Origin of the sequence: Ornithinimicrobium ciconiae, from assembly GCF_007197575.1 — a bacterium.
GTDB classification, from domain to species: domain Bacteria; phylum Actinomycetota; class Actinomycetes; order Actinomycetales; family Dermatophilaceae; genus Ornithinicoccus; species Ornithinicoccus ciconiae.
On sequence record NZ_CP041616.1, the window covers coordinates 1,544,234 to 1,557,722 of the forward strand.

General features: G+C 67.4%; 13 protein-coding genes. 11 read left to right on the forward strand and 2 right to left on the reverse strand.

Going from position 1 to position 13,489, the window contains the following annotated elements; genetic code table 11:
- Window positions 1-20: 20 nt before the first annotated feature.
- The 4 genes from FNH13_RS19245 (at window position 21) to FNH13_RS07165 (ending at window position 2,657) form a co-directional block, all read left to right on the forward strand.
- The gene (locus tag FNH13_RS19245; protein WP_202878887.1) at window positions 21-257 is read left to right on the forward strand and encodes a hypothetical protein; all 237 of its coding nucleotides are present in this window, start codon (window positions 21-23) and stop codon (window positions 255-257) included.
- 67 nt (window positions 258-324) lie between these two features.
- Window positions 325-1,479, forward strand: coding sequence for an MFS transporter (locus tag FNH13_RS07155; RefSeq protein WP_202878888.1), 1,155 nt, complete (start codon window positions 325-327; stop codon window positions 1,477-1,479).
- Window positions 1,480-1,491: 12 nt separating this feature from the next.
- Window positions 1,492-1,869, forward strand: coding sequence for an FAD-dependent oxidoreductase (locus FNH13_RS19250; RefSeq protein ID WP_202878889.1), 378 nt, complete (start codon window positions 1,492-1,494; stop codon window positions 1,867-1,869).
- A 398-nt stretch (window positions 1,870-2,267) separates the two neighbouring features.
- Entirely contained in the window at window positions 2,268-2,657 is a 390-nt protein-coding gene (locus FNH13_RS07165) for an ArsR/SmtB family transcription factor (RefSeq protein WP_228266636.1), read from the forward strand.
- 45 nt (window positions 2,658-2,702) lie between these two features.
- On the opposite strand, the gene FNH13_RS07170 is transcribed toward FNH13_RS07165, so the two are convergent.
- Window positions 2,703-3,119 (reverse strand): arsenate reductase ArsC, encoded by a 417-nt coding sequence (locus FNH13_RS07170; RefSeq protein WP_143782827.1) that lies wholly within the window; start codon window positions 3,117-3,119, stop codon window positions 2,703-2,705.
- A 28-nt stretch (window positions 3,120-3,147) separates the two neighbouring features.
- Entirely contained in the window at window positions 3,148-3,732 is a 585-nt protein-coding gene (locus FNH13_RS07175; RefSeq protein ID WP_228266637.1) for an arsenate-mycothiol transferase ArsC, read from the reverse strand.
- A 438-nt stretch (window positions 3,733-4,170) separates the two neighbouring features.
- Between FNH13_RS07175 and FNH13_RS07180 the strand changes: the two genes are divergently transcribed.
- The 7 genes from FNH13_RS07180 to FNH13_RS07210 all read left to right on the forward strand — a co-directional run bounded on the left by FNH13_RS07180 (window position 4,171) and on the right by FNH13_RS07210 (window position 13,462).
- A complete protein-coding gene (locus tag FNH13_RS07180) occupies window positions 4,171-4,590 on the forward strand; it encodes an arsenate-mycothiol transferase ArsC (RefSeq protein ID WP_228266638.1) in 420 nt (139 codons plus the stop codon).
- On the forward strand, window positions 4,587-5,618 hold the full coding sequence (locus FNH13_RS07185; RefSeq protein ID WP_143782829.1) for an ArsO family NAD(P)H-dependent flavin-containing monooxygenase: 1,032 nt from the start codon (window positions 4,587-4,589) through the stop codon (window positions 5,616-5,618). The genes FNH13_RS07180 and FNH13_RS07185 overlap by 4 nt, the downstream gene beginning before the upstream one ends.
- Before the next feature lie 459 nt (window positions 5,619-6,077).
- Window positions 6,078-7,255, forward strand: a protein-coding gene (locus FNH13_RS07190; protein ID WP_228266482.1) for an IS3 family transposase whose coding sequence is annotated in 2 segments (ribosomal slippage) — window positions 6,078-6,350 and window positions 6,353-7,255 — 1,176 coding nt in all. Because the reading frame shifts where the segments join, the coding sequence is not laid out codon by codon here.
- A 144-nt stretch (window positions 7,256-7,399) separates the two neighbouring features.
- Window positions 7,400-10,489 (forward strand): DUF3427 domain-containing protein, encoded by a 3,090-nt coding sequence (locus FNH13_RS07195; protein WP_165700047.1) that lies wholly within the window; start codon window positions 7,400-7,402, stop codon window positions 10,487-10,489.
- Between the two features lie 220 nt (window positions 10,490-10,709).
- Window positions 10,710-10,937, forward strand: coding sequence for a hypothetical protein (locus FNH13_RS07200; protein ID WP_143782830.1), 228 nt, complete (start codon window positions 10,710-10,712; stop codon window positions 10,935-10,937).
- A 180-nt stretch (window positions 10,938-11,117) separates the two neighbouring features.
- Window positions 11,118-12,476, forward strand: coding sequence for an L-fucose:H+ symporter permease (gene fucP, locus FNH13_RS07205; protein WP_143782831.1), 1,359 nt, complete (start codon window positions 11,118-11,120; stop codon window positions 12,474-12,476).
- Window positions 12,473-13,462, forward strand: a complete 990-nt coding sequence (locus FNH13_RS07210; RefSeq protein WP_143782832.1) for a substrate-binding domain-containing protein — start codon at window positions 12,473-12,475, stop codon at window positions 13,460-13,462. Before fucP ends, FNH13_RS07210 begins: the two co-directional genes overlap by 4 nt.
- Window positions 13,463-13,489 lie beyond the last annotated feature (27 nt).

Genomic DNA, 13,489 nt, shown 5'->3' on the forward strand with positions numbered 1-13,489 from the left:
CGGGGTTGTACCTCGCCGGGATGAAGTCCTACGGTCGCGCCACCTCGTTCCTCGCGCTCACCGGTTTCGAGCAGGTCCGCAGCATCGTCGCGGCAGTCGCCGGTGACGCTGAGGCCGCAGCCCGTGTCGAGCTGGTGCTCCCCGAGACCGGGGTCTGCGGTGGTTCCGGGTTGTTTGATGAGCCGGAAACCTCAGCAGGGTGCTGCGGCTCGGCCGAGCCGCAACTGGTGGAACTCTCACGACCAGGTGCCCACTGAGCCAGGCCAGGCCGTGACGACAGGGACGAGGGACCAGGCCGCCCTGGGCGTCTCCGCTCTACGCCGGGTGAGTGCCACACTGTGCCTGACGCAGGTGACCAGCTGGGGCGTGCTGTTCTATGCCTTCCCGCTTCTGGCCCCCGTCATCAGTGGTGACACCGGATGGAGCCCTGAGCACATCACCGGCGCCTTCACTCTCGGACAGCTCACTGCGGCACTCCTGGGCATCTGGGTCGGGCGCCACCTGGATCGTCGTGGTCCGCGTTGGGTGATGAGTGGCGGTTCGGTGCTGGCAGTGTCGGCGGTCGTCCTACTCGCCTGGGCCCCTGGACTCACCTGGTTCGTGCTGGCTTGGCTGCTGGCGGGTGTCGCCATGTCGATGGTGCTCTATCCCCCGGCGTTCGCGGCCATCACCCGATGGCACGGTGCTCACGGTCGGGTCCGCGCCCTCACGATCCTCACGATCGCTGGCGGCCTGGCCAGCACCGTGTTCGCCCCATTGACAGCGGCACTGTCTGCGTCGGTCGGGTGGAGGCAGACGTTCCTCGTCCTTGCCCTGATCCTGGCCGTGGTCACCGTGCCGGCCCACCTGTGGGGACTGCGCGGACCGTGGCTACCTAGCCAGCACGGCCCCGCGGGCAGGTCCATGCCCCGCCGAATTGTCGTCAGTGGACCCTTCATCGCACTCGCTGCTGCGCTGAGCCTCACGGCACTCTCTGCCTTCGCGGTGGTCGTCACCCTCGTGCCACTGCTGGCCGAGCGTGGCATCAACCTCACCACGGCCGGTGTGGTCCTCGGTCTGGGCGGGGTGGGCCAAGTCGTCGGTCGACTCGGATTCGCCGCCCTCAACCGGCGACTGTCGGCCATGACGAGCACCGCCCTGGTGATCGCCGTTCTGGCCGCCACCACCGCGATGCTCGGGTTCGTGCAGGCACTGCTCCCCATCGTGGCAGTGGTGCTCCTAGCCGGGGCCGGCAGGGGCTTGTTCACCCTGATCCAGGCCACCGCGATCACTGACCGGTGGGGCACCGGCCACTACGGGCAGCTCACCGCCGTGCTCACCGCACCGATCACCATCGCGATCGCCCTCGCGCCCTGGGTCGGTGCGCAACTGGCCGCGCTGCTAGGCAGCTACTCAGCCGCCTTCCTCGCCCTGTCGGCCCTCAACGCGGTCGCCGTCGGCCTCAGCCTGCTCACCTACCCGAAGAGCACTCGACCCTGATCAGAGACACCCATGAACATCGACACCCTCATCGTCGGCGGCGGGCAGGCAGGACTAGCGACCGCCCACCACCTGGCCCGGGCTGGACGGTCCGCGGTCCTGCTCGAGGCCGGGACCGCACCCGTGGGTTCCTTCGCGGATCAGCGGGTCGTCATCGTCGGCGGGGGCAACACCGCCGTCCACGTCGCTCACGAGCTGGCCCAGCACGCTCGAGTCACGCTCGCGACCCGGCGGCCGATCACCTTCGCCAACCCGAACCTGCTCGGCCGGGATCTGCACTGGTGGTTCGTGCGCACCGGCCTGGACCGACTCCCGCTCGGCCCACACCTACACGGCATACCGACCGCTCCCGTGTCCGATCCGGGACACTACGGCCCTCGAGGTCGGTGAGCCCGACCGTCGCGACCTATTCACAGCCATCGACGGGCGGACCGTCACCTGGGGCGACGGCATCACCGAAGAAATCGACACGCTCATCCTGGCCACTGGCTACCGACCTGCGGTGGAATACCTCAAGCCCCTGGGCGCCCTCGACCGGAACGGCAACCCGCTCCACCAGGCCGGCTGGTCCACGACCGTCCCCGGTCTCGGCTTCGTCGGACTCGAGTGGCAGCGCAGCTTCGGCTCGGCCACGCTACGCGGTGTCGGTCGCGACGCGCGACATGTCATCAGGCGCCTCCACCAGCAAGCCAACGCGTCCATCCACCCACTCCGAGCGGCGGACGTGGAAGAACCTCCTCGGAAGAACGCGCATGGACGCTCCTCGATATGAGGCGTAGCCTGGCGTGATGATGCCCCAGGTCACCGAACGCGCGACCCAGACCCACGCAGGTCCCGAGGAGTGCTGCGCGGGCACGGACTGCGAGATGCTGCCCAGAGAGCCGGCCGAAGACCTGGCAAACGTCTTCAAGGCCCTCGCCGACCCGACCAGGGTCCGCCTGCTGCAGTACCTCGCCGAGTCAGCCTCCGGAACCACCTGCGCCTGCCACCTTCCGGCCGCGCTGGGGATCACACAGCCCACCCTGTCGTTCCACATGCGCAAGCTACACGATGCGGGGCTAGTCGAGCGGGACCGGCGCGGTCGGTGGGTGCACTACACGGTCCTACCCGAGGCGCTGGACAGGGTGCGCAGGTTCCTGGCGCTACCCGAACGCAGAGACCACGACAACGGCTGCTGAGCCTCAGAGTCGCAGACGGGAGCCTCGACGAACCGGTCGCTCGGCTCAGCCAGCGGCGATCTGAACGTCGAGCGATCGGATCAGGTCGCTGACTCGCTGCTTAATTTCATCCCGGATCGGGCGCACACCGTCGATCCCCTGCCCTGCCGGGTCCTCCAAGACCCAGTCCTCGTAACGCGTGCCCGGATAGATCGGGCAGGTGTCCCCGCACCCCATCGTGATCACGACGTCGGAAGAGCGGACAGCCCCGTCGGTCAGCACCTTGGGTTGCTCAGCGGCGATGTCGATGCCGTCCTCGGCCATGGCCGCCACGGCCGCGGGATTCACTTGATCCGCCGGCTCGGAACCGGCGGAGAGAACCTCCACCTGCCCGGCGGCCAGGTGCTGCAGGTAGCCGGCGGCCATTTGGGAGCGGCCGGCATTGTGCACGCAGACAAACAGGACGGTGGGCTTCTCGCTCACGACAGTTCCTCTCGGCGATCGGGACTACTCACAGGTCAAGGTCACGCAGAAGGGCAGTAACCCGCCGCTGAACATCATCGCGGATGTCGCGCACCACCGACAACGGCTGACCGTCGGGGTCGGCCACGTCCCAATCCTCATACCGCTTCCCGGGCAACACGGGACAGGCATCACCACACCCCATGGTGATCACCACGTCAGCTGCGCGCACCACGTCCATGGACAGCGGCTTGGGATAGGCCTCGGTCAGACTGACGCCGCGCTCGGCGAGAGCTTCCACGACCTGCGGGTTGAGCTCACCGGTGGGGCGCGACCCAGCCGAGCGCACATGAACTCGGCTCGGAGCCAAGTGGGCCGCAAGAGCAGCAGCCATCTGGGAACGCCCAGCGTTGTGGACACAGACGAAGAGCAGTTCGGGGACCGTCTTGACGACCCGACCGTCGGCCTGCGCTCCAGCGGTCAGCCGCTCCTTGGCAAGCCGGGCCGCGAGCACCGGCACGTAGGTTCTTACCGTTGAGACGGCGGTGAGCTCACTGAAGGCGGTGCGCACAGCGGCCTCGACCTCCTCCCGTGCGAACGTACCGTCCAGGGCGTATGCGAGATCCTCCACCACCCCCTGCACCACGTGCTGCGAGATCTCAGCTCGAGTGGATCGGACTGCCTGGTCGCCGACGGACATCAACATCCTCCTGAGGTGGAAAGCGGCCGCGCACGCACGACGTGGGGACCCGAAACTCCGACTCATGAACAGCGGGATCCATAGGCGTGTTTCAACAAACATCATCGCCAACCAATAGACATCTGTCAATATGACCTGTCTCGTTGCTCTTCGCACCCGGCATCCGCAACCGTCCCGGACGGCAATACACCGTTCGGAGACCCAGCGACGATGTATGTCACGATGCCGTGCATGGACAGCGTCCGTCGGGCAGACGGAACCATCACCCTGCAAATGCCTGAGGGCGAAGCGGTCGTTACTGCACTAGTACGCGAGCCGCACGCTCATACCGGCCACCTATCCGCCCAGCCGTCCTCACCCGAAAGGTTCACCGTGACTGATACCCCAACAGTCCTGTTCGTTTGCATCAAGAACGCTGGCAAGTCGCAGATGGCCGCCGCTCTGATGCGCCACGGCTATGGAGACGCTGTGCGTGTGGTCTCCGCAGGTACACGTCCGAGCAGTGCACTGAACCAGGAATCGGTGGCCGCTCTGGAGGAGGTAGGCGCCGCTCCGACCGGCGAGCACCCCAAGCTGGTCGACCCTCAGATGCTGGCCGCAGCAGACCTCGTCGTGCTACTCGGCCCGGAGGTCCAACTGGACCCCGGAACCACACCGGTGCGGCGCTGGGTCACCGACGAGCCGTCGCACCGCGGCATCCACGATATGGAACGCATGCGGCTCGTGCGCGACGACATCGCGGCCCGTGTCTCGGCCCTCGCCGACGAGCTGGCCCTACGACCGCGGGTATGACGACCCGCACCCTCACATCGCAGGCCCTCGTGGTCGGCGGCGGACAGGCAGGTCTGGCGACCGCGTACTTCCTGCGCCGCGCAGGAGTCGAACACGTCGTTCTCGATGATCAGGACCGCCCCGGCGGTGCCTGGCTCCATACCTGGGAGTCGCTGAGACTGTTCTCACCGGCCGCGTACTCCTCGCTGCCAGGCTGGCAGATGCCACCGACCGGCGGCTATCCCGACGCCGAGCACGTCGTCGACTACCTCACCCAGTACGAGCAGCGGTACGCCGTGCCGGTTCGGCGCGGGGTGAACGTCTCCGAGGTCGCGGCGCAGGGGGCCGGCTACCGCGTGACCACCTCGGAAGGCACTTGGCACGCCGACGTTGTCTTCAACGCCACAGGCACGTGGTCGCGGCCCTTCATCCCGACGTATCCAGGTGCCGCCACGTTCTCGGGCGAACAACTTCACTCCGCGCAGTACAGATCCGGGGAGCCCTACACAGGGCGACGGGTGATCGTCGTCGGTGGCGGCAACTCCGGCGCCCAGGTCGCCGCCGACCTGAGCGGGCAGGCGGAGGTCACGTGGTGCACCACCGAACCGCCGCGGTTCCTGCCCGACGAGGTGGACGGCCGCGAACTGTTCCGGGTCGCTAGCCTTAGGGCGCGCGGGCAGGGCCAGGGCGTCGGCGGCCTAGGGGACATCGTGGCGGTGCCCCCCGTGCGCACCGCTCGCGATGCCGGACTCCTGCACCGGGTGCCGATGTTCGAGCGGTTCACTCCTCAGGGCGTCACCTGGCCCGACGGCACCACCCGCCCCGTGGACGCCGTCATTTGGTGCACCGGCTTCCGCCCCCAGCTCAGCCACCTGACACCCTTGAGGCTGCACCGCGACGACGGACTGCCTCGCACGGACGGGCCGGTCGCGGCGAATCGTCCGACCCTCGGGTTCGTCGGCTACGGCGACTGGTGCGGCCTGGCCTCGGCCACCCTCATCGGGGTCGGCCAGTGGGCAAGGCAGGCCGTGCAACGAGCCCTGACCTAGTCACCCCAGACCTGCACCGCCGACCCGAGTGTGGTCCGCCAGCAGCAGGCGTCTGCGTCGGAGACGGAAGGGCACACGAAGCGCCAGACCTGCTACAGGCCTCGGGTCGGACGGTGTAGTACACCCAGCGGGCCGACGCTCCACCAACGGTGGATAACCCATCCTCACTAGTGCATGATCATGCCAACTAACAAGAGCACATATCAAGCATGACAGCAATGTCACGACCCTCTGCCGCCACGCCTCCAGGCGGCTGAATGTCGCCGAGTCCCGGTAGCCCATAGTGGGCGGTAGGACGCTCGTGGCTCGCCGATGAGCATGCTGGCCTGAGGGCTGACGAGTGCTGGGACGCCAGCGGTTGCGAACTCATCAATCGAGGTGGATCGCTCGGGACTGCTGCACGGGTAGGTGACACCGAGTCTGTGGTGCTGTGAGGCGCTGCAGGGAAGGATGTGCACCATGCCCAAGCCGTATCCCCAGGAGTTCCGTGACGATGTTGTCCGGGTCGCCCGACAACGCGAGGAGGGGGTGACGATCAAGCAGGTGGCCAAGGACTTCGGGATCTCCGAGTCGTGTCTGACGAACTGGATGACCCAAGCCGACCGCGACGCCGGGATCAGGCCGGGTCCGGACCGTGAGGAGCTGGCCGAGCTGCGGGAGGCCAAACGGCGCATCCGGCTGCTGGAGCAGGAGAACGAGGTCCTGCGCCGCGCCGCGGCGTACCTGTCCCAGGCGAACATCTCCCCAAAATGATGTACCCGCTCGTCCGAGAGCTGGCCGTCGACGGGATCCCCGTCACGGTGACGTGCCGGGTGCTGAAGATCGCTCGCCAGCCGTACTACCGCTGGCTGAAGGGACCGGTCACCGACGCCGAGCTGGCGGCGGCCCACCGCGCCAACGCCCTGTTCGACGCCCACCGCGACGACCCGGAGTTCGGGCACCGGCTGCTGGCCGACGAGGCCCGCGACGTCGGGGAGGGCATGTGCGACCGGACCGCGTGGCGGATCTGCTCGGAGAACGGCTGGTGGAGCGTCTTCGGCAAGAAGCGAGGCAAGAACGGCAGGAAGCCGGGGCCACCCGCGCACGAGGACCTTGTCGAGCGGGACTTCACCGCGGCCGGCCCGAACCAGCTGTGGTTGACCGACATCACCGAGCACGGCACCGGTGAGGGCAAGCTCTACCTGTGCGCGGTCAAGGACGTCTGGTCGGGCCGCATCGTCGGATACTCCATCGACGCCCGGATGAAGTCGCGCCTGGCGGTGCAGGCCCTGGACAACGCCGTGGCGACCCGTGCCGCGCACGGCATGGACGTTGCCGGCTGCATCGTCCACTCCGACCGCGGCAGCCAGTTCCGGTCGCGGAAGTACCTGGCCGCGCTGCGTCGCCACCACCTGGTCGGATCCATGGGCCAGGTCGGCACGAGCGCCGACAACGCCGCGATGGAGTCCTTCTTCGCCCTCCTGCAGAAGAACGTCCTGGACCGCCGCCGATGGGCCACCCGCCAGGACCTGCGCATCAGCATCGTGACCTGGCTCGAGCGCACCTACCACCGGCGCCGTCGCCAGGACCGACTCGGCCGGTTGACGCCCATCGAGTACGAAGCCACCATGGCCACAGCCGCCCCTCAGGCGGCCTGACCCAACCTGTCACCTACCCGTGCAGCAGTCCCCTCCCACCCCAGAGCTCGCGTGGTGGGCACGGAAGCACCAATCGTTTGAGGCTGACACGCCGCCTACGGGGGCCGTCCGAGCGCTATCGGCCGGAGGTGCCAAGCTGCGGGTGTGCACGAGGGAATCTATGAGGCATTACTCACCACGGAGTTGGTGGCTCGACTTGGGGGTTTGCCCCGCGATGCCACTACGGAGTTCAAGGCCGTCCACGCTGCCGACCAGCCGCATGCCTTCGCGCGTCATGTGGCGATGGTGGTTGAGCGGGCACTGCGCGATGTGCGCGACGACAACGAGCGCCTTGCGCTGGCCAACAACCTGCTCGAGCAGCTCTCCGGTGACGAGGTTGTCGTTGCGCCGGGCCGTCACCTCACCGCCGTCCGGACCACTGCTGCGCCGGGGCAACCGCACCGCGTGGGGTCTCGACCGGCCACCCCGCTAAGTGAGGCCGCCCTCCTCACGAACGCCAAGGGCGAGCCCAATCTCGGGGCGGAACTGCGGGCAGAGCTGGATGCGGCGGACGGGGTTGACCTCATCTGCGCCTTCGTGAAGTGGCATGGGCTACGGGTCATCGATGAGCAACTGCACAACCTGCGGGAGCGCGGTGTCCCGTTTCGCGTGATCACCACGACCTACATGGGGGCCACCGAGCGAAAGGCCTTAGATCGGCTGGTTCGAGAGTTCGGGGCGGACGTGCGGATCCACTACGACGAGGCCATGACGCGCCTCCACGCGAAGGCATGGCTGTTCCGTCGCAACAGCGGCTACGACACGGCATACGTCGGCTCCTCGAACCTGTCACGGTCCGCGCTTCTGGACGGCGTTGAATGGAATGTCCGACTGTCCAAGGTGGGCACGCCAGCACTCTTGGAGAAGTTCGGCGCAACGTTCGAGACATACTGGAACGATCCCAGTTTCGAGCGATATGACCCGGACAACCAGGGCCACCGAGACCGGTTGGACGACGCGCTTGCACGCGCCTCCGGGCGCGACGGAGGGCGTGGTGACGGATGGAGCATCTCCGGACTAGAAGTCCGGCCCTACCCCTACCAACAGCACATCCTCGATGCCGTGCAGGCAGAGCGGGAGTTGCATGACCGCCACCGCAACCTGGTCGTCGCCGCGACGGGGACGGGCAAGACGGTCATCGCCGCTCTTGACTACAAACGGTTGTCTGATCCGAGCACAAGCACCTACCCGAGCCTCCTGTTCGTGGCGCACCGCAAGGAGATCCTGGAGCAGTCGCGCCGCACCTACTGCGAGGTCCTCGCGGATCCAAACTTTGGCGAGCTCTATGTCGACGGCGCTCGGCCCGAGCGGTGGAAGCACGTGTTCGCAAGCATCCAATCGCTCAACTCCTACGGAGTGAAGTCGCTCCCGCCCGACGCCTTCGACATCGTGGTTGTCGACGAGTTCCACCACGCTGCTGCTGCGACCTACCGTGGGCTGCTCGAACACATGCAGCCCAAGGAACTGCTAGCGCTCACCGCAACACCTGAGCGCACAGATGGGTTCGATGTGCGTGCGTACTTCGGTGGCAGGACTGCCGCAGAGCTCCGACTCTGGGAGGCGTTACAGACGGGGATCCTCTCACCGTTCCACTACTTCATGGTCTCCGACGGCACTGATCTGAGCTCTGTGGCCTGGACCCGTGGACGATATGACGAGGCTTCCCTCGAGCAGATCTACACCGGCAACGATGCCCGATCACGAGTGATCCTGAAGGAACTGGGTCACAAGGTCTCCGATGTCCAGGCGATGAAGGCACTGGGGTTTTGCGTCGGTGTCGCCCATGCGGACTACATGGCCCGCACGTTCAACGAAGCAGGCATCACGGCCCGGGCCGTGAGTGGAGACACCCCACGTGAGGAACGGAAAACCGCGCTGGCGGCGCTCCGCGCCGGCACCGTGAAAATTCTTTTTGCGGCGGACCTCTTCAACGAGGGTGTCGACATCCCCGACGTGGACACCCTGCTGTTCTTGCGGCCCACCGAGAGCGCGACGGTCTTCCTGCAGCAGCTCGGACGTGGGCTGCGCTTAAGGCCAAACAAGCCCGTCCTGACGGTGCTGGACTTCGTGGGGAACCAGCGACGTGAGTTCCGGTTTGACGCAAAGCTCGGCGCACTCACCGGTCGGCCACGAGGCCGTCTTAAGCAGGACATCGAGTCTGGCTTCCCATACCTGCCGTCAGGCTCTCAGGTCGTGCTGGATGAGCGGTCTCAGGCCGTCGTGCTGGAGAGCCTCAAGACGCAGATCTCAGCTCGTTGGCGCAGTTTGGTGCAGCAGTTAGCGGCGATGGAGCAAGGCACCTCGCTTGCCGGCTTCCTCGGCGACTCTGGAACAGGGCTGGCCGATGTCCTGCGCCAGGGACAACGGTCCTGGAGCGAACTTCAAGCAGATGCCGCGCGACGTGAGGCTCTGAGTCCATTGGAGGTCAAGCTCGCTCGACGTGCCCGGGCGCTCGCGCACGTGGATGATCCTGTGCGGCATAGCGCCTACAGAGCGTTGTTGCGCGGCACGATGGGACCCTACGAAACCCTCTCGCCGGTCGAGCGGCGTCTGGCCGACATGCTCTTCTTCTCGCTCTGGCCCGACGGGGGAGGGCACGACTCAGTCGTAGAAGGTCTGCGGAGCCTCGACGGAAGCGACGACCTGCGCGAAGACACCCGGGAGGTCATCGACCTCGCTTTCGAGTCTGCCGATCACCCCGTGCGGCCACTCTCCGGCCCGATGGCCGGTGTGCCGCTTCAAGTGCACGCCCGCTATCAGCGGGAGGAAGTGCTGGCTGCGCTGGGCTACGCCTCGATGTCACGCAAGCCCAATTCCTTCCGCGAGGGTGTCCTGTATGCGGCGGACCTCAACATCGACGCGTTCTTCGTCACGCTGAGGAAGACCGAGGATGGCTTCTCGCCCACCACGATGTACCGGGACTACCCGATCAGCCGCGACCTTTTCCACTGGGAGTCCCAGTCGGTGACGACCGTGGCGTCCAAGACGGGGCAGCGATACCTGAGCGGATCGTCCACCGTCATGATCTTTGTCCGCGAGGAGAAGAAGGACGAGTTCGGCACCAGCCCCTACCGGTTCCTGGGGACGGCCAAGTACGTGTCCCACCAGGGGGAGCGCCCCATCGCCATCACCTGGCGTCTCGACACCCCGATGCCAGCGGACATGTTTGCTGCAGGGACCGTGGCGGCCGGATAGCGATCCCCGACGTGCCACCCGACTTACCCTGGCGTCTTGGCACGCCAACCGACGTCGATCGTGACGATCACGGCGCCGGAGATCGCGTTCGAGCTGGGGGAGCTCCTGCTGGACCGCAAGCGCACGCGCCCTCAGAATCCAAGAAACATGACCATGCCGCATGGATTAGATGCATGCCACTCATTGGACGTATAACCCCTGGTCACGGGAGACTGTATGTATGACGACGATGACTCGCACGACCCAGACCATCGGCACCACCCCGACGATCGAGCGCGTGCCGGCCCGCGAGGGCGTTGGCCTCATCCGCCTCCTGCGGGCCATGCGCGCCGAGCTGGCCCAGGACCCCGAGCGCGCCGGGCGCCGCCGGGTCGCCCGCCAGTTCGCCGCCTACCCCGCCACCCGTGGCGTGGGCATGACGGTGCCCTACCGCGACGCCGCCCGCTGACCCTACCTGCACTGATCACCGCGCGCTGACCCACCACGCATCGACCCACCGCGCATCGATCCACCGCCGGGCAGGGAACGGCTCGGCCCCACGCCATACTCGCCCCCAGGTGACAACGTCGCGGGCGGGGGATACGTTGGGTTCCCTCACAGCCGACACAGTTGTCAGGGGGGCCCACGGGTGAGCGCTACGCCGACCACCGAGTCCCAGGAGAGCACGGCCCCGCGCCGAGCCCGGCTCGTCGAGCCCGAGCTGCTCATCCCCTTCATCCTCGTCGTCGCCTGCTTCGCCGCCTGGGGTGCGGCCGCCAACCTCACAGATGTCCTGGTCGGCGTGTTCCGCACCATCTTCGACATGTCGAACCTGCAGTCCTCGCTGGTGCAGTCGGCCTACTACGGCGCCTACTTCCTGCTGGCACTTCCCGCCGCCCTCATCAACAGCCGGTTTGGCTTCAAGGCCGGGATGCTCACCGGTCTCGGCCTGGCCGCCGTCGGCGGCATCCTCTTCCTGCCCGCCAGCCAGATGCTGGTCTACGAGGCCTTCCTCGTCGCGCTGTTCATCCTGGCCGCCGGGCTGTCCATCCTGGAGACCTCCGCCAACCCGCTGATCATCGCGATGGGCTCCGAGGCGACCGCGACCCGCCGGCTCAACCTGGCGCAGGCCTTCAACCCGGTCGGCGCCAACATCGGCGTGCTGCTCGGCGCGATGCTGATCCTGCCGGGGCTGACGTCCGAGGCCGCCAAGACGATCATGTCCTCCGAGGAGCTGCGGGCCAGCCAGGAGGCCGATCTCTTCCTGGTGCTGCGGCCCTACCTCGGCATCGCTGTGGTGCTGATCATCCTCTGGCTGCTGCTGGCGCTCCGCAAGATGCCCGAGCTGCCCGGTCAGGCGGCTGCAACCGAGACCGCGGTCGGTGCCGCGCCCTCCGGCAGAGTCGCGGGCAGGCTCTGGCGCAACCGGCGCTACCGCTACGGCGTGGTCGCCCAGTTCTTCAACGTCGCGGCCCAGACCTGCGTGTGGACCTTCACCATCATCTATGCCCTCGACGTGGTCGGCGTCTCCACCAGCGCCGCGGGGTGGTATCTCCAGGCAAGCCTGATCCTCTTCCTCGTCGCCCGGTTCGTCATGGTGTATCTCCTCGGGATCTTCCGGCCCGCCCGGTTGCTGCTGCTCATGGCGAGCTTCGGCGTGCTCTGCTGCCTGGTCGCCATGTTCTCCCTCAACATGCTCGGGCTCATCGCCGTGGTGGCCATCTCGGCTGCGCTGTCGCTGATGTTCCCCACCATCTATGGCCTGGCACTCGAGGGACTGGGTGAGGACGCGAAGTTCGGCGCCGCCGGTCTGGTCATGGCGATCCTCGGCGGGGCCATCCTTCCGCTGGTCCAGGGCGCGGTCATGGACGGGGTCGGCGGCACGGCCTTCGGCTTCATCGTGCCGGCCGTCTGCCTGGCGATCGTCGCGGCGTATGCCGTGTTTGAGCTGCGCAACCGACCGCACCTGCCGACCGTGCCCGGGACCGCGGTGGAGACCGCATCATGAGCGCTCGTCGCCTCGCCCTGGCTGCCGCCCTCACCGCAGGGCTGCTCCTCACCGCCTGCGGCAGCGAGGAGCCGGACGTCACCATCGGGCTGATCACCAAGCAGGAGGCCAACCCCTACTGGGTGACGATGCGCGAGGTCGCCGAGGCGACGGCTCGCGACGAGAACGTCGAGCTGTTGACCGCGGCCGGCACCAGCGACGTCGACGTGGACAGCCAGATCGCCGCACTGCAGGAGATGACCGCCCAGGGCGCGACCGGCATACTCATCGCTCCCACCGACTCCCAGGCGCTGGTGCCGGCGATCGAGGAAGCGCGGCAGGCCGGCGTCACCGTGATCGCGGTGGACACCCCGACCGATCCCGAGTCGGCCGTCGACGCGGTCTTCGCCTCCGACAACCACGAGGCGGGCGAACTGATCGGGCAGTATGCCGCAGCGAAGGTTGTGGAGCTCGGCCTCACCCCACGCATCGCCCTGCTCGATCTCGCCCCGGGCATCGCCTCCGGTGAGCAGCGGCGTGCCGGATTCCTGGCCGGCTTCGGCCTCGAGGAGGACGACCCGCAGATCGTCGGCTCGATCGACACCGAGGGCGACCAGGCAAAGGGGGAGGCGGCGATGGCCGAACTGCTCGCCCAGGACCCGGGTATCAATGTGGTCTATGCCGTCAACGAGCCGGCGGCCCTCGGCGCGGTCACGGCCCTGGACGAGGCCGGCGTCGGTCCGGACGAGGTGGTGCTGGTGACCGTCGACGGCGGGTGTGAGGCGATCAAGAATGCGGTGCGCCCCGGCGACATCGACGCCACCGCGCAGCAGTTCCCCGAGAACATGGCGCGCGAGGGCGTGACAGCCCTGGCCAAGCACGCCCGCGGTGGTGCCGCACCCAGCGGCTTCCTAAACACCGGCGTCGTGCTGATCACCGGCAACCCGGCGCCCGGTATCGAGTCCCGGGACGTGGCCTTTGGGGTGCGCAACTGCTGGGGTGACTAGCGGTTGTGCACGTTCCTGCCGGAGAGG